19 protein-coding genes and 2 pseudogenes are annotated in these 14,187 nt (G+C 66.1%); 6 read left to right on the top strand and 15 right to left on the bottom strand.

Annotated features, from left to right (window positions below; translation table 11 throughout):
- The first annotated feature begins 57 nt into the window (after positions 1–57).
- Both NDN01_RS15610 and NDN01_RS15605 read left to right on the top strand, forming a co-directional pair.
- Positions 58–636 (top strand): glycine-rich domain-containing protein, encoded by a 579-nt coding sequence (locus NDN01_RS15610; protein ID WP_272622671.1) that lies wholly within the window; start codon positions 58–60, stop codon positions 634–636.
- Between the two features lie 12 nt (positions 637–648).
- Positions 649–1,470: a TIGR04222 domain-containing membrane protein gene (locus NDN01_RS15605; RefSeq protein ID WP_272622669.1), complete on the top strand. Its 822-nt coding sequence runs from the start codon at positions 649–651 to the stop codon at positions 1,468–1,470.
- Positions 1,471–1,486: 16 nt separating this feature from the next.
- Here the strand turns inward: NDN01_RS15605 and NDN01_RS15600 are convergent, their stop codons facing one another.
- Positions 1,487–1,687: a hypothetical protein gene (locus NDN01_RS15600; protein WP_272622668.1), complete on the bottom strand. Its 201-nt coding sequence runs from the start codon at positions 1,685–1,687 to the stop codon at positions 1,487–1,489.
- A gap of 1 nt (position 1,688) precedes the next feature.
- Positions 1,689–2,828 carry a tRNA guanosine(34) transglycosylase Tgt gene (gene tgt / locus NDN01_RS15595; protein WP_272622666.1) on the bottom strand — a complete coding sequence of 380 codons (1,140 nt, stop codon included), beginning with the start codon at positions 2,826–2,828 and terminating at the stop codon, positions 1,689–1,691.
- Between the two features lie 72 nt (positions 2,829–2,900).
- On the opposite strand from tgt, the gene NDN01_RS15590 reads away from it, so the two are divergent.
- Positions 2,901–3,548, top strand: coding sequence for a hypothetical protein (locus tag NDN01_RS15590; protein ID WP_272622665.1), 648 nt, complete (start codon positions 2,901–2,903; stop codon positions 3,546–3,548).
- Between the two features lie 173 nt (positions 3,549–3,721).
- Here the strand turns inward: NDN01_RS15590 and NDN01_RS15585 are convergent.
- Together NDN01_RS15585 and NDN01_RS15580 are read right to left on the bottom strand one after the other, a co-directional pair.
- A pseudogene (locus NDN01_RS15585) lies at positions 3,722–3,814 on the bottom strand (IS5/IS1182 family transposase); the annotation flags it as partial.
- A 59-nt stretch (positions 3,815–3,873) separates the two neighbouring features.
- Positions 3,874–5,142, bottom strand: coding sequence for a hypothetical protein (locus tag NDN01_RS15580; RefSeq protein ID WP_272622663.1), 1,269 nt, complete (start codon positions 5,140–5,142; stop codon positions 3,874–3,876).
- A 216-nt stretch (positions 5,143–5,358) separates the two neighbouring features.
- On the opposite strand from NDN01_RS15580, the gene NDN01_RS15575 reads away from it, so the two are divergent.
- On the top strand, positions 5,359–5,625 hold the full coding sequence (locus tag NDN01_RS15575) for a hypothetical protein (RefSeq protein WP_336298304.1): 267 nt from the start codon (positions 5,359–5,361) through the stop codon (positions 5,623–5,625).
- A 48-nt stretch (positions 5,626–5,673) separates the two neighbouring features.
- Entirely contained in the window at positions 5,674–6,177 is a 504-nt protein-coding gene (locus NDN01_RS15570) for a winged helix-turn-helix transcriptional regulator (protein WP_272622661.1), read from the top strand.
- Positions 6,178–6,234: 57 nt separating this feature from the next.
- On the opposite strand, the gene NDN01_RS15565 is transcribed toward NDN01_RS15570, so the two are convergent.
- The 3 genes from NDN01_RS15565 to NDN01_RS15555 form a co-directional block, all read right to left on the bottom strand.
- The gene (locus tag NDN01_RS15565; RefSeq protein ID WP_272622659.1) at positions 6,235–6,633 is read right to left on the bottom strand and encodes a hypothetical protein; all 399 of its coding nucleotides are present in this window, start codon (positions 6,631–6,633) and stop codon (positions 6,235–6,237) included.
- A gap of 48 nt (positions 6,634–6,681) precedes the next feature.
- Entirely contained in the window at positions 6,682–6,999 is a 318-nt protein-coding gene (locus NDN01_RS15560) for a hypothetical protein (protein WP_272622657.1), read from the bottom strand.
- Positions 7,000–7,313: 314 nt separating this feature from the next.
- Positions 7,314–7,529: a hypothetical protein gene (locus tag NDN01_RS15555; protein ID WP_272622655.1), complete on the bottom strand. Its 216-nt coding sequence runs from the start codon at positions 7,527–7,529 to the stop codon at positions 7,314–7,316.
- A 19-nt stretch (positions 7,530–7,548) separates the two neighbouring features.
- Between NDN01_RS15555 and NDN01_RS15550 the strand changes: the two are divergent.
- Positions 7,549–7,695 (top strand): annotated as a pseudogene (locus NDN01_RS15550) (IS630 family transposase); the annotation flags it as partial.
- A gap of 141 nt (positions 7,696–7,836) precedes the next feature.
- Here the strand turns inward: NDN01_RS15550 and NDN01_RS15540 are convergent.
- The 8 genes from NDN01_RS15540 to NDN01_RS15505 all read right to left on the bottom strand — a co-directional run bounded on the left by NDN01_RS15540 (position 7,837) and on the right by NDN01_RS15505 (position 14,157).
- On the bottom strand, positions 7,837–8,742 hold the full coding sequence (locus NDN01_RS15540) for a bifunctional helix-turn-helix transcriptional regulator/GNAT family N-acetyltransferase (protein WP_272622653.1): 906 nt from the start codon (positions 8,740–8,742) through the stop codon (positions 7,837–7,839).
- 42 nt (positions 8,743–8,784) lie between these two features.
- Entirely contained in the window at positions 8,785–9,588 is an 804-nt protein-coding gene (locus tag NDN01_RS15535) for a nucleotidyltransferase domain-containing protein (protein WP_272622651.1), read from the bottom strand.
- 3 nt (positions 9,589–9,591) lie between these two features.
- Entirely contained in the window at positions 9,592–10,302 is a 711-nt protein-coding gene (locus NDN01_RS15530; RefSeq protein WP_272622649.1) for an HAD hydrolase-like protein, read from the bottom strand.
- Positions 10,303–10,315: 13 nt separating this feature from the next.
- A complete protein-coding gene (locus tag NDN01_RS15525) occupies positions 10,316–10,849 on the bottom strand; it encodes an EF-hand domain-containing protein (RefSeq protein ID WP_443025126.1) in 534 nt (177 codons plus the stop codon).
- Between the two features lie 209 nt (positions 10,850–11,058).
- Complete coding sequence (gene queA, locus NDN01_RS15520; protein ID WP_272622647.1) at positions 11,059–12,084, bottom strand: tRNA preQ1(34) S-adenosylmethionine ribosyltransferase-isomerase QueA; 1,026 nt, start codon at positions 12,082–12,084, stop codon at positions 11,059–11,061.
- A gap of 37 nt (positions 12,085–12,121) precedes the next feature.
- Entirely contained in the window at positions 12,122–12,862 is a 741-nt protein-coding gene (locus NDN01_RS15515; protein ID WP_272628242.1) for a peptidylprolyl isomerase, read from the bottom strand.
- A gap of 178 nt (positions 12,863–13,040) precedes the next feature.
- A complete protein-coding gene (gene coaD, locus NDN01_RS15510; protein ID WP_272628240.1) occupies positions 13,041–13,541 on the bottom strand; it encodes a pantetheine-phosphate adenylyltransferase in 501 nt (166 codons plus the stop codon).
- Between the two features lie 64 nt (positions 13,542–13,605).
- On the bottom strand, positions 13,606–14,157 hold the full coding sequence (locus NDN01_RS15505) for a GH25 family lysozyme (RefSeq protein ID WP_272622645.1): 552 nt from the start codon (positions 14,155–14,157) through the stop codon (positions 13,606–13,608).
- Positions 14,158–14,187 lie beyond the last annotated feature (30 nt).

Here is a 14,187-nt window from a genome sequence, read left to right as displayed (position 1 = left end):
GTCCGGTGTGTGGTGGCTCTTGATCTTTAAAGTATACTATATTAGTATGATATTCAGATGAGCGAGACGAATCGTCTGCCGGCAGCATATCGCGATCACGCGGTGTGGGCCTCGCTTTCCCACTATATCATCGGCCCCGAGGACACCGCGCTGTCCTTCACGGCACGGCTCGCGCGAGAGAATGGGTGGAGCACGGCTCATGCCGCGCAGGTGGTCGATGAATACAGGAAATTCTGTTTCCTCGCCGTCACGGGTGACCGCGAAGCCACCCCCTCAGACGCGGTCGATCAGGCCTGGCATCTGCACCTGACCTACAGCCGGGACTATTGGGAGCGCTTCTGCCCCGAAATCCTCGGCCGGCCGCTCCATCACGGCCCGACCGCGGGCGGGGCGGGAGAGCGCGGCCGCTTCTTCGAGCAATATGCCGACACGTTGAAACGCTATGAACAGGTTTTCGGCGAGGCGCCGCCGGCGGACATCTGGCCGGGCGGGGCACGGCGACTGATCGACGATCCCCAGGCGCGCCGGGTTCACCCGCGCGACGCCTTCATCATCCCCAGGCGCAGGGCGCTGTCGGTGCTGCTGGCGACGCTGATTGCAGCGGCGGCGCTCCTTGCGTTTGCGGTGTCACGGTAGAGGAGCATGACCATGTCTCTCGGACCCTTCGATCTGACCGGCGGACCCTTTCTCCAGCTTTACGGGCTCTTCCTGGTTCTCACCATCATCGCCGGCTTCGTCATCCCGCGCTGGCTGCGCCCGGAGGGGCGGTCGGCACGCGCCCAGGAGACGGGCCAGCTTGCCTATCTGGCGGGCGGCGCGTCGCGCTTTGCCGATGCCGTGGTGATGCGGCTGCTCGCGGTGCGGGCGCTCGTGATGATCGGCAAGAAGGGCTTCCACGCCGCGCTGCGCAACGAGGGCAGGACGCCGGCGGAGCGCAGCGTGCTCGCCTTGCCGGGAGAACTCCGCTGGCCGCTGATCGAACGGGCGCTGAAACCCTATTCATCGCCGGTGCGGAGCAAGCTGGTTGCCGCCGGTCTTATGATGGATGACGGCCTGACCCTGCAGATGCGTTTCTGGCAGACGCTGCCCTATTTCCTGCTGTTGCTCTTCGGCGGCACCAAGCTGCTGATCGGCATCGAGCGCGGGCGGCCGGTCGGCTATCTGACGCTGCTGCTGATCCTGACCGCCATCTTCGCGCTGATCCGTTGGATCGCGGTCGACCGGCGGACGCAAGGCGGGCATGCCGCGCTGAAACGGGCGAGGATGGATGCCGACCGGCTGCGCCGCGCCCCGACCACGACCGAGACCGACCTTGCGGTCGCCCTGTTCGGGACGAGCGTGCTGGTGGGTTCCGGCTGGTCCGACTTCCACATGCTTCGCACCGCAAGTTCGGGCGACAGCGGCAGCGGTTCAAGCGACGGCGGTGGCGGCGGGTGCGGTGGTGGGGGCTGTGGCGGATGCGGTGGCTGACCGCCCGCCGCGTTGATCAGCGCTTCTGGCGCGACCGGTTGGCGTAGAGCAGGGCGGCGACGACCGCGGCGGAGCCGATGCCCAGTCCGATCGTCGTGAGCGGCCAGCGTTTCGCCTTGGCGGTGTCGCCGGTCGCGGCAGCCGCCTCGCGCTGCTTCTTGGCAGCGCGGGTGGCGGCGATGATCTCGTTGGTGTCGTCTTGGTCGTCGGTAGCCAAGTTACTCTCCCTTGGGCGGGCCTGCATAATCCCGTCTGAACGCATCGGCAAAGGCGGCGATCCGTCCGCTTGCTATCGCGCCGCGAAGATCGGCCATCAAGACCTGATAAAACCACAGATTATGCTCGGTCATCAGCATCGCGCCGAGAATCTCGCCGGCGCGGACCAGATGATGGAGATAGGCACGGCTCCAGGTGCCGCAGACCGGGCAGGGGCAGGAAGGGTCGAGCGGCCCCTGATCCTCGGCGAATTTCGCGTTGCGGATGTTGATCGGACCGCCCCGGGTGAAGGCCTGGCCGGTGCGGCCGGACCGGGTCGGCAGCACGCAGTCGAACATGTCGATACCGCGCTCGACCGCGCCGACGATGTCGTCGGGCTTGCCGACGCCCATCAGGTAGCGCGGCTTGTCGGCGGGAAGCTGGCCCGGCGCGAAATCGAGGCAGCCGAACATCGCCTCCTGTCCTTCGCCGACCGCGAGCCCGCCGACCGCATAGCCGTCGAAACCGATATCGGTCAGTGCCCGCGCGCTCTCGCCGCGCAGCGTCTCGTCGAGCGCGCCCTGCTGGATGCCGAAGATCGCGGCGCCCTCGGCATGCGCGCCGCCGCCGTCGAACGCGGCGCGGCTGCGTTTCGCCCAGCGCATCGACCGCGCCATGGCGGCGGCCTGAACCTCTTTCGTCGAGGTGGTCGGCACCAGCTCGTCGAACGCCATGACGATATCGGAGCCGAGCAGCCGCTGGATCTCGATCGAGCGCTCCGGCGAGAGGGTGTGGCGCGATCCGTCGAGATGGCTCTTGAAGGTCACGCCGTCTTCGGACCGGGTGGTCAGGTCGCTCAGGCTCATCACCTGATAACCGCCGCTGTCGGTCAGGATCGGCCGGTCCCAGCCCATGAAGCCGTGCAGCCCGCCGAGTCGCGCGACTCGCTCGGCGCCGGGGCGGAGCATCAGGTGATAGGTGTTGCCCAGGATGATGTCGGCGCCCGCCGCGCGCACATCGGCTGGCTTCACCGCCTTGACTGTCGCGGCGGTGCCCACCGGCATGAAGGCCGGGGTGCGGATCGTGCCGCGCCGCATGGCGATCTCGCCGGTGCGGGCCTTGCCATCGGTGGCGTTGATGGTGAACTCGAAACGCGGGGACATGATGTGCCTCTAGCGGCGGAAGTCGGCTAATGTCGACACGCAACGCATCGCCGGCCTAGACATTGGCTCATCATGGCCGACGAGAAGAACAAGGCGCTGCGCGAGATGGCGCGGCATCGGGGATTGACGCTCAAGACGTCGCGGCGGCGCCAGCCGGGCGGCGATTTCGGCCGCTACGGCCTGGTCGATGCGGCGGGCAAGCCGGTGCTTGGCATCGGCGCCGCGGGGCTCGAGGCAAGCGCCGAGGAAGTCGAGACCTTCCTGCGCGATGCGATGCGCGCGACCTGGAAAAGCTCCGCGGGGACGGTCAAGGCGCGAAAGGTTGTGCCTGAGCCTGAGGCTGAGGCTCGACCCGAACCGGCGCCGAAGCCCAAGCCGAAACCGAAACCGAAACTCAAGGTGGCGGTCGCCAATCTGTTCGCGAAGCTCCCGGCGGCGCGACGGGCCGAGGCCTTTACCGGGCTGCTCGACCGGCCCGGCGTGCGGATCGAACGGATCGTGTCGAACGGCCAGGCGACGCCCGAGGATGAACCAATGGTGCAGGAGCAGGACGAATGGGTTGTGCTGCTGATGGGCGAGGCGGGGATCAGGATCGAGGATTCCGCGGCGGTGACACTCCGGCCGGGCGACCATCTGACGATCGCGGGCGGCCAGCGACACTGGGTGACCTACACTGCCAGGGATGAGCCGACCGTGTGGCTCGCGGTGCATATCGGCTGAGCGCCGCTCTTCCTTCCCCGGAAGGCAGATGTCTGGGGTCGGAATCCATTGATCACAGCCAGAAGATGACGGAGGCCGCGAGAGCGGTGGCGGAGAAGAAGGCGGTTGGGCATCGGTCTTAGCGGGCGGCGACGCGGGACCAGCCTTTGGGATTCATGCCATCCTTGGCGCGCCCGATCGTCCACCCGGGGCTTGCCGTGGCTCTTGGGGAAATACGGCTCACGCTGCGCCATCTGCTCGTCCGTCAACCAGTACGGGTCGCTCATACCCAGCCTCCTTGCGGAGCCTGAATCAAATCAAGCCTCTCATATCAATGGTCCTGACCCTAGGGGGCGTCATGAACCCCCAACACGGTGGACGTAGACAGTTCCGGCGCGACAACGGCGAGGTCGTAGCCGCGGATGAGCGCGCGCCATTCAGGCGTCAGGGCTTCCAGATCGTCGCTGCGCAAACGGCGCAGATCCACCAGGAACCAAGCGCCCGGCGGCGTGTCCGAGGGGCGGGCCAGCATCACATCCTTGCGCCAGCCGCTGCCCTTGCCTGTCGTCGCATCGAAGTCGCGCACGGCAACTTGGCGGCCGACCCCGTTGTATCTGGCTTCCACGCCTTTCGCGCCAACGACGATGAGGTTGAGTGATTTCACGCCCTCTCCGTCGGCATGCTCGGCGACGAAATTGCCCAGGTCGCGCTGGCCGAGTGGATTGTAGCCCTTGTAGAGATGCCAGGCGCCGAACTTCATCAGCACGCGCGCCTGCGGCGCCTTGGCGAAATGCGTGGCCAGCGTTCGCTTCATCAGCCGCGCCCTGCGCCCGTTCGGATCGCCACGGCGGGACTGCGACGCCTGATAGATAGCGCGTGTTTCGCGCAAGGCGGCGAACAGCGCCTTGGCCCGGTCGCCGCCGTCCTGGTCGATGGCTGCCCCCGCCTGATCCAGCGTCGCATCGGTGGCCTTGAACAGAAACAGGTCCTCGGGCGAATGGGAGGTGAGCGCGACCTTCATCGCCGTCCGCTCCTGTTCGGCCAGCGCTTCGATCCGGGCGCGGGCGAGCGGTCCTGGACCGGCCGCCAGCATCTGTTCGAGCAAATAGCCGCTCGCGCCGAAGAACTCCTGGTCCAGCCCCCAAAGCTTGAAATCCGGCCCGGCGACACCCGCGCAATCGGCCGCCGTCTGCCCCTCGTCGCGGAAGTTGAGGAAGGCCATGGCGTCGGGATGGGCGCTCATGAAGTCAGAAATCTGCTGTTCCCGGTTCGGCGCCCTCAGCCGTGCATTGACCGCTCCAGCGGCCTCCGGCCCCATCTCGACGGCCATGGCCGTCAGGCCGCCCGCCGCCATCAATCGACAGATGTTCGTGGTGAAGGCCGGAATCTCGCGCGAAAAATGGCTCTCGCCGACGAGGACGTACCGGCTGGCGTCTATCGCTTCCGCCAGTATCGCGGCTCCCGGACCCGAGAAGCCTTCCGGCCGGACAGTCAGCGGCGCCCCGGCCTGCGCAATGCGGTCAGCAAGCGTAAGCGGTGCAATTGTCTCGGCGTGCGCGGAAGCCGCGCACAGGTTTGCGAGCGCCAAGGCCGCCGCAATCGATTTCAGAATCATGTAAACCACCCCCGTTATGTGAAGCGAACTGGCGGCGATCTCTGAAAGCTACAAGTTAAATCGTGGTCACAAGTCTCCTCCTGATTCGCAATCCAGCGCCCCGCGCACCGGACGGCGTCGAGTCTGCGGGTAAAGGGAGGGGCGGACGGCTGATCGGGCGCGCCTATAGTCATGCGACCGCTGCGGAATACGGAGAGAGTCCTGAACAACGCGGGCGTGGAACGGCTGCTCGCGAAGGAACGCGACATAGGGAATTCGATCAGGTTCGAGGACATCATGGAGGAAGTGGCGGGCGTCTATTCCCGGGTCATGAAGGACGGCGACATGGAGGCCGGCGCGTGGAGTTGCGGAATGGTGGCCGGCCTGATCAGCGACATCCCGACTGTTGCCGATCTGATCGCGGGGATCATGGAGCAGGCCGACATGATCATACACGACCGCTTGGCCGGCCTGACTCAGAAGGGCGGATCATTGGTAGCTTGAGGCTCTCGGTCTCGCTCGGGGGGCCGATGAGAAGCCGCCAACTCGGGTATGACGTCGGCGGCAGGAATCGGCTATGCGTCGGCGATGAAGCCGAAATCGTTCTCGGACATGCGTTGTTCGATCGCCCGCACACTCGAACTGGTGGGCTCGTGGTGGGCGCTGTTGATCATCCGCGACGCCATGATGGGCGCGCGCCGCTTCAAGCATTTCGAGAAGTCGCTGGGGATTTCCAAAAACACTCTGACGAGTCGCCTCAACGACCTGATCGATGCCGGAATCCTCGATCGTGTCGCGGGCTCGGACGGCTCCGCCTTCGATGAGTACGTCCTGACCGAGCAGGGCCGTGAGCTTGCTCCGGTGATGATCGCGCTGTCGCAGTGGGGCGACAAGTGGGTACCGCATGCGAAGGGGTCATCGACCGAGATCATCGACGTCCGGAGTGGCAAGCCTCTTTCGCAGATCTGGCCGAGGGCCCTCGATGGCGAGAAATTGCCCCTCCGTCAGATCAGCATGCGTCGGGCAGACGACGCGCCCCCGTTGAAATGGGATTGAGGATTGAAGGAAGTCGGCCGCGAAGCGAGGGGAATGCGCTTCGCGGCCTGCAGTCGCCTAGGCGACTGGAGCGTCTGACTTGTGCGAGTGCGCCGCCAACCAGGCGGCTTCCTGACCAGGCTCCGGCATGATCTCGCCACCTTCCATGGCCCAGTGGGCGGGGGTATCGAAGATCATCACGCCGACCGCATCGAGGGGCAGTCCGGTGTGGCCGCTGATCGCCTCGCGGACCTGACCCTTGATATCGTCCTTCTGCGCATCGGTGCGGCCCGAGCGAATGTTCCCGAACGTGAGCACGGACTTGTCACCGAGCGGCATGTCCGGGATGCCTTCGCCGAAAAAGGCATGCACGAAGATCGGCGGCGCGCCGGTGATGTCGCAATGGATGCGAGTGATGTCGTCGGCGATCTTCTTCTTCGCATCGTCAGTCAGTGCGCCAGCGGCGCCGTTCGTCATGTAGAGGGGCATAACGCTCTCCGTTTCTAGAAGGGGGGATCAGCAAGCTCAGGCGGGGACCGGATCTCCGATCACGGCCGTGATCTCGTCGACCGTGCAGCCAGAGCCCTTGGTCCAGAAATCGACCAGTTCGTGGAGCAGTTCTACGCGGGCGGGCTGCTCAAGCGCGGCGTCAGCCGTCAGCACGACGACCGACGTCGTCGACGGCTTCGTCGCAGTGTATCCACTGCCGCTCGCGATCTCGCCCCACCGGACTTCAGCTGGTGCGCCCAGCTTCGTCGAGAAGTCCTTCAGCTTGGCCTCGAGGCCCGCTCGCTGTTCCGGGGAAATCTGGCCTTCCTGGACCAGGCACCTGCATGTTGTCACGGAAGTCTCCTTCGCAGCGACCCGATCGGTCGCACTGACATTGGTAGGCTACTTGGTTCAATGATGCAACCAGTTGGCCTACGTGCCTTAAGTGCTCGGGCTATCGAACGACGGCGTCGGCTCGTTTCGATGCGGCTCTCGGACCACGCCCTTGAAATCGCACCGGGCGAACTGTGCCACGATTGAAGTGCCCCTAACGCCAGCGAAAGCGAACCGTCCGGTCGGCCGGGCGGGTGCCAGTGCGAAACTGTCGGTCAGCCATAACTCGCCTTGCGAGGTCTGAAGCGTGCGGCGCTTCGATATTGCCGCCTACCCTAAGCCAACTCACTCTTCTGCGGTCCGAAGAGCGGGATGCCGCCGCAGATTGCTTCTACACGGTCCGCCCAACGCTGCAGCGCCACGCGCTTCTCCTTGGCGTAGCGGTAGAGGTGGTAGGTTCCCGCGATCCCGCCCTGCGTTCCAGATATGTGGTTGAGTACTGCCTCGGAATGCTCGAGCGGAATCTTCAGCTCAGCGCATCCCGTGGCCATGGTGCGCCGCAAGTCGTGCATCTTCGCCAAACTCAAGCATCTGATGCGCAAGGCCGCCGAGCGCACCCACGACGCAACATGGCGACGCATCGGTTCCCTGCTCGATACCTTCAGCCCCGCCGAATGCCGCAATTACCTGCTCAACGCCGGCTATGGATCAAGCTGATGTCATCCGACTCTAGGATGGCATGAACCTCAAAGACTGGCCCCGCGTCGACACCCGCCATGACCGATGCCCTGCCGCCTTCTTCCCCGGCATCGCTCCCGCGGCCACCGTCATCTTCTGGCTGTGATCAAGGTCCTGACCCTAGAGCGCCAGTTCCCAGATCTCGCCCTGTTCCGGTTTGCCGAATTCATGGTGGATTTCGGTCTTCACGATCACGAAGCCCTCGGCCGCATAGATCCGCCGCGCGCTCAGCAGCACGCTGTGGGTCCATAGCCGAAGCATCGAATAGCCCGCTTCCCGCGCAAAGGCGACGCACCGGCCGACCAGGTCGCCGCCGATGCCCATGCCGCGCGCCCATGGCTCGACATAGAGCAATCGCAACTGGGCGACGCCGTCGCCGGCATCGACCACGAAGATCGATCCCGCCATCACGCCACCGCTTTCGGCGACCCAGCATTGCTCGCGGCCAGCCTGATAATCGCGCAGGAAAGCCGAGGTGACGTCCCCGAGCAGCACCTCCATCGGTGCCGCCCAGCCATGGCTCTCGTTGTAGAGAATCGCCTGGCGTGCGGTGATCATGCCCATGTCGCCCGGGCCGAAGGTGCGGACGGTATAGCCGGCGGCCTCCCCCGCGGAGAGCAGCCCGCGCGCCGTGTCGAGCGCGGTGACCAGCACGCGGCGGTCGGCCTCGGGCAGTGGCGCGATACGCTGCTCAAGCAGGTCGCGCTGGCGCTTGTCGAGATCGGCGAACATCTCCCGCCCGGCTGCCGTCAGGGCGATCGGGCGGCGCCTGGCGTCCTCGCCGCGTCCGCGCTCGATCCATCCATTCGCCTCGAACTTGCGCAGCATCCGGCTGGCATAGCCCGCATCGAGCCCGATCACCTGTTGCAGGTCGATCGCAACGGGCTGGTCGCGCGTCGCGATCTCGTAAAGCAGGCGTCCCTCGGCCAGCGACAGGGCACTGCCGAGGAAATGCTGATCGAGGGCGCCGGAGAATTTCGTGTGAAAGCGGTTGAAGGCGCGCAGCGCGGGGATGGTCGAGTCCATGGCGGCAGAATGCGTGGATTACTTGACGATGTCAACTAATGGTCAGCGCGGCGCGAAGCGTTCCAGCATTTCGTGGAATGCCGCGTCAGCCGCAGCGTGCGACCGGTCATCGACCATGCCCTTCGGCTCGACCGCGACGATGGCATATTCAGCCTGGACGAACGTCTCGATCTCGGTGGGCATCGGGGCCAGGCCAAGCTCGCGCGTCTCCGCCTTCCGGGCGATCAACTCGGCGATGGCCGCCCGAACCTGCGGCGGCGGATCGCATTCGGCGATCAATGTGGGGAAGTGCATCGGCGGCGTGGCGCCTGGATGATACCGCATCCAGCGCAGCACCGCGGCGGGGCGCAGGATGTAGAACAGCCGCTTGATCGCGATGCCTTCCCCTTCATTCGCGCGGTCGCGTTGCTGCATGCCGAGATGAAGATAGTGGCGACGGATCAGCGCAAGCGGCGCATGGGCGTCGGCAAAGGCGGACAGGGCATCGCGAAAGGCGGGGTCGCCGCGATAGACGATCGGCGAGCGCAGCCATTCGATGGCGACCGCATTGCCCTTGACGATCAATCGCAAGGCCTTGGCAACATCCCATCCGTTGACGTCGAGCAGCCCGTCGAGCGGTGTCTCGATCACGTCGCGCCGTGGCCAGAGGGTCAGGTAATCCTGCCGCCGCCGGACGAAGAGAAAACGGCAGTCATAGTCGCTGTCCGGCGAGGCAAAGCCCCAGGCGCGGCTGCCGCTTTCGATCGCGAGCGGCATCGCGACGCGATCGTCCTTTGTGATCGCCTCGAGACGGGCGTCGATCGCCTCGACGGTCGCGGCGTCGAAATCGGCCGGAATCGATCGCATGTCTCAGGCCCGCCGCCGCTCGTCGCGTTCGTGTGATTCGCCGAGCAGGAGCCGGGCAATCTCGTCGGGATGCTCGAAGACCTTGTCGGGCGCCGCCCGGATCAGCGCGTCGCGGTGGGCATAGCCCCACATGACGGCTCCGGCCGTCACCCCTGCCTTGCGGGCGGCGGCGATATCGCGCGTCTCGTCGCCGATCGCGATCGCCTCATAGGCCTCGATATAGCTGCGGCGCAGCACCCGGCGATAGCGTGGCGCCTTGCCGAGCAAAGAGGCGCCGCATTCGAACCAGTCGATCCGGGCGACATTGGCCGGCCCCAATATGGCCCGCGCGTTCGCCTCCGAATTCGAGGTGACGAGCGCGATCTTCATTCCCGCATCGGCAAGGTCCCCGATCAGCGAATCGACACCGTCGAACAGCATGATGCGGCTGGTCTGTTCGGCCAGCAGCGCATGAAGATAGCGCCCGATCGCCGGGAGCTTCCAACGCGGGATGCGCAGATAGCGCAGCACCTCGCGCGTGGTGTGCCCTCGCAGCGTCTCGACCTCTTCCGGCGTCACCCGGCGAAAGCCGAAGCGTTCGGCGAGATGGTCGGCAATCGACAGGAACCAGTCGCCGCTGTCGGCCAGGGTGCCGTCGAAATCGAAGATGACGAGCCGATAGCGTCGCGGCCACCCGGGTCCGGTGGTGGTCATGTCGCGATCGGCGGGGCTCATGTGGAAGGCCTCGTCACGGTTTCGCGGATTTTCCGCCGCGTCGTCCACGCGCGTCCGCCGGGCGGTCGTCGACGGCCCTGGCCCTGATCGTCAGCAACTCTGCGCGGGTGAGTATTCCATCCTTGTTCGTGTCGAAGCGGGCGAACAGCGTCGCGAACTGCGCCTCAAGCTCGGCCAGCGTGATTCGGTTGTCGCCATTGGCGTCGACGGTGAAGGGGCTGGGCAGGGCGTTGCGATCCCCCAGCCATTGAAGCGCCCAGTCGCTGTAACCGATATAGCCGATCGATCCGGCGCCGCCCGGATCGACGCTGGCGAAGCTCCGTTTCACGCACGCGTCCAGCTCGGCGCGAGTCACCTTCGCGTCGCCATCGGCGTCGCAGGCCGCGATCATCAGTGCCACCGGTTCGGCGACGATCGTTGCCGGCGGCTGGCCGTTCGGCCCGCCGCCTGGGAGTGTCGGGACGACAGGTGCCGCCTGCTGCGCCGAAGCGGATGCGCCCTGAACACCCAAGGCGGCAAGCGCGATGGCAACGATCTGCAGGCGCATTTCGGGAAGGCCTTTCACGGAATCAACGGGCTGTCGCAACCATGGTGACAGAACCGATAGCCGGATTCGGTCGCGTGGCGATAGGCCGTGCGAGTGCTTTCGCGCGTTCCCGGTCCGGAAAGATCCGGCCAGGAAGTTCAGGAATGACTCGAGCCCGCCTGCGGCCGACCGTTTGATCATCGCCCGCCGAATACCGATGGGGCCATCGCCTATGGCAGAAGCAGCGAAGAATCCCCGTAAGAGTAGAAGCGGTAGCCCTTCTCGATGGCATGGGCATAGGCCGCCTGCATCCGATCCCGCCCCATCAGCGCCGACACCAGCATGAACAGCGTCGATCTGGGCAAATGGAAATTGGTGACGAGACCGTCAACGCCCCTGAAGCGATAGCCGGGGGTGATGAAGATCGCGGTGTCGCCCTCGAACGGGCGGATCACCTTGTCCTCGCCCGTCGCGCTCTCGATCAGGCGCAGGCTCGTCGTGCCCACCGCGATCACCCGACCGCCGTCGCGGCGCACCTGGTTGAGCCGGTCGGCCGTCGGCGCGTCGATGCGGCCCCATTCGGCGTGCATCCTGTGCGCGTCCGTATCCTCCGCCTTGACCGGCAGGAAGGTGCCCGCGCCGACATGCAGCGTCAGCGTGGCATGGCCGATGCCGGCTTCGGCGAAGTGCGCCATCAATTCGGGCGTGAAGTGAAGCGCCGCGGTCGGCGCGGCGACCGCGCCCTTCTCCGCCGCGAACATCGTCTGGTAGTCCTCGGCATCGCGGGCGTCGGCGGCGCGGCGCGCGGCGATATAGGGCGGCAGCGGCATCCGCCCGGCGCGCTCGAGCAGCAACTCGACCGGCTCGTCCCCGGCAAAGGTCAGCGCGAGGCTGCCATCCTCCGCACGGTCGCTCGCGATCGCGCTGACGCCGGCGCCGAAATCGATGCTGTCGCCCTCGCGTAGTCGTCGTGCGTTGCGGATGAAGGCCCGCCAGCGGCGCGGTCCCTCGCGTTTGTGCAGCGTGGCGCCGATTCGGGCGTCGCCCCTGGTGCCCTGCAACTGGGCCGGGATCACGCGCGTGTCGTTGAAGACGAGCAGGTCGCCGGCGCGAAGCTGCCCGGGCAGGTCGGTCACGGCCAGGTCGCGCGTTGCCTCGCCGTCGAGCACGAGCAGGCGCGACGAATCGCGCGGGCTGGCCGGCCGCAGTGCGATCCGCTCGGGCGGCAGATCGAAATCGAACAGGTCGACCTTCATGGGAGCGGCCTCGTTGCCCGCCCGGTACCGGCGCTGCTTATTTGGCTTTGGCCTTTGGTGCGGGGGCCGTCGGCGCTGGCTTCTTCGCGGGTGCCATCGGCGCCTTCGCTCCCGTGGGCGCTACGGGGGCGTCGGGCGGCAGCGTCAGGCTCGGCGCCGCTACCACCGGCGCCGGCGGCGGTGCGGAGTAAGGCGGAGGATTGTCCGAGCCGATATAGGCGTGGAAGATCCTTGTCGGGTTCACCGGCGGCTCGCCGCGCTGGATCGCGTCGACATATTCCATGCCTTCGATCACCCGGCCGAACACCGTATATTTGTGGTCGAGCGTCAGGCGCGGCTGGAAGACGATGAAGAACTGGCTGTTCGCGCTGTCCTCATTGTCGGCGGTACGGGCCGCCGACACCGCGCCGCGCACATGCGGGAGGAAATTGAACTCGGCCTTCATGTCCGGCAGCTTCGATCCGCTGCTGCCGTCGCCTTTCGGATCGCCGCCCTGCGCCATGAAGCCGTCGATCACGCGATGGAAGGCCAGCCCGTCATAGAAATGGGCGCGCGTGAGTTCCTTGATCCGGTCGACCATCTTCGGGGCGGCATCGGGCCGCAACCAGATGACCACACGGCCGCCGGTCGACAGGTCGAGATACCACAGATTCGCCGGGTCCTTGGTCGGGAGCGCCGGGCGCCCGGCAATCGGCGTATCAATGGTCTGCTGGGCGGTCGCCGTACCCGCGAGGAGAAGGGCGGATACACACGCGATCAGGCTGGCAATAAAACGCATCATATCCCCGTAACATCCTGGGCCTTGTACTCTCGACCCGTAAGGCGTTCACCCGCTGGTCTCGGGCCTTGCAGCGCGCTTAGAGCAAATCCCTGCTTGCGCCAATCTGAACCGCTGCAAACCGCCTTCATCCGATGCAACCGTGGCGCTCGTGTGGCGGCTGTCGCAGGAAATCGCGTCAGCTGCCCTTCCGCCCGATCTTCTCGACCCGGGCCGCGACATCGCGGGCGACGGCGGGCGACACGAACCGGTCGATCGGCCCGCCATACAGCGCGATCTCCTTGACCAGGCGGCTCGCGATCGGCTGAAGCGAGACGTCGGCCATCAGGAATACCGTCTCGACGCGCGGATTGATCTGCTGGTTCATCCCCGCCATCTGATATTCATATTCGAAATCGGCGACGGCACGCAGGCCGCGCACGATGACCTTCGCGCCCTCGCGCTCCGCAAAATCCATCAGCAGCGAATCGAAGCTGACGACATGGATCTCGCCGCCGATCCCCGCCACCTCGCGCTGGACCATCGCCATCCGCTCGTCGAGGTCGAACATCGGCGACTTGGAAGGATTGGTGGTCACGCCGATGACGAGCCGGTCGACCAGCTTCGCGCCGCGCCGGATGATGTCCATGTGCCCGAGCGTGACGGGATCGAAAGTGCCGGGATAGACGCCGGTACGGATGGTCATGTCGACTGCCTCTGCCAAGCACGCAAGAATTGGGGACTGCTGGCGCGGCGCGCGGGTGTCAAGGCCGCATCACGTTCCAGTCGACCCGGCCAGTGATGCCGCGAACGCGGCGAAAGCTCGACGCCTGCCAGATCGACCAGGGGCGGGCGCCCCAATGTGGTTCAAGTACCAGACGGCGCAGCCAGAGCGGACGGTGTACCTGCGCGCTGAGCGCGTAGGCGATGTCGAATTCGCGGGTGAGGTAGAGCGTCACCGGCTTGCCGAACCGTGCCTCGACCGGGTGGATGAAAGCGGCGAGCTCGGCGATCAGCGCCTGCGACGATGGACGCGCGGCGCAGTTGCCGCCGAATTCCAGGTCGATGACGGGCGGCAGCATCGCGGGATCGGGCGGCACGGTGGCGATGAAATTGTCCGCCTGGTCAGCCCCGGGGCGGCAGAGGGTGAAGAAGTGATAGGCCCCGCGCGCTAGCCCGGCGCGACCGGCACCGGCCCAGTTCTCGGCGAACCGGCTGTCGCGACGATCGCCGCCCTCGGTTGCCTTGATATAGGCGAAGTCCACGCCCTGCGCCGGCAGCACGGACCAGTCGATCGCGCCTTGGTGGTGTGACACGTCGATGCCCTGGCGGGGATAGTCCAGCGT

It is taken from the genome of Sphingomonas sp. QA11, from assembly GCF_028473665.1.
In the GTDB taxonomy this organism is placed as follows: Bacteria; Pseudomonadota; Alphaproteobacteria; order Sphingomonadales; family Sphingomonadaceae; genus Sphingomonas; species Sphingomonas phytovorans.
This window is presented reverse-complemented; position numbering and strand designations above follow the sequence as displayed.

Excerpts from the sequence above, each read along its gene's own strand:
- NDN01_RS15610 (WP_272622671.1), top strand. The coding sequence starts at position 58 with ATGAGCGAGACGAATCGTCTGCCGGCAGCATATCGCGATCACGCGGTG.
- NDN01_RS15540 (WP_272622653.1), bottom strand. The coding sequence starts at position 8,742 with ATGGACTCGACCATCCCCGCGCTGCGCGCCTTCAACCGCTTTCACACG.
- NDN01_RS15580 (WP_272622663.1), bottom strand. The coding sequence starts at position 5,142 with ATGATTCTGAAATCGATTGCGGCGGCCTTGGCGCTCGCAAACCTGTGC.
- NDN01_RS15570 (WP_272622661.1), top strand. The coding sequence starts at position 5,674 with ATGACGTCGGCGGCAGGAATCGGCTATGCGTCGGCGATGAAGCCGAAA.
- NDN01_RS15605 (WP_272622669.1), top strand. The coding sequence starts at position 649 with ATGTCTCTCGGACCCTTCGATCTGACCGGCGGACCCTTTCTCCAGCTT.
- NDN01_RS15555 (WP_272622655.1), bottom strand. The coding sequence starts at position 7,529 with ATGGCCACGGGATGCGCTGAGCTGAAGATTCCGCTCGAGCATTCCGAG.
- NDN01_RS15530 (WP_272622649.1), bottom strand. The coding sequence starts at position 10,302 with ATGAGCCCCGCCGATCGCGACATGACCACCACCGGACCCGGGTGGCCG.
- tgt (WP_272622666.1), bottom strand. The coding sequence starts at position 2,828 with ATGTCCCCGCGTTTCGAGTTCACCATCAACGCCACCGATGGCAAGGCC.
- queA (WP_272622647.1), bottom strand. The coding sequence starts at position 12,084 with ATGAAGGTCGACCTGTTCGATTTCGATCTGCCGCCCGAGCGGATCGCA.
- NDN01_RS15565 (WP_272622659.1), bottom strand. The coding sequence starts at position 6,633 with ATGACGAACGGCGCCGCTGGCGCACTGACTGACGATGCGAAGAAGAAG.
- NDN01_RS15535 (WP_272622651.1), bottom strand. The coding sequence starts at position 9,588 with ATGCGATCGATTCCGGCCGATTTCGACGCCGCGACCGTCGAGGCGATC.
- NDN01_RS15590 (WP_272622665.1), top strand. The coding sequence starts at position 2,901 with ATGGCCGACGAGAAGAACAAGGCGCTGCGCGAGATGGCGCGGCATCGG.
- NDN01_RS15515 (WP_272628242.1), bottom strand. The coding sequence starts at position 12,862 with ATGCGTTTTATTGCCAGCCTGATCGCGTGTGTATCCGCCCTTCTCCTC.
- NDN01_RS15525 (WP_443025126.1), bottom strand. The coding sequence starts at position 10,849 with ATGCGCCTGCAGATCGTTGCCATCGCGCTTGCCGCCTTGGGTGTTCAG.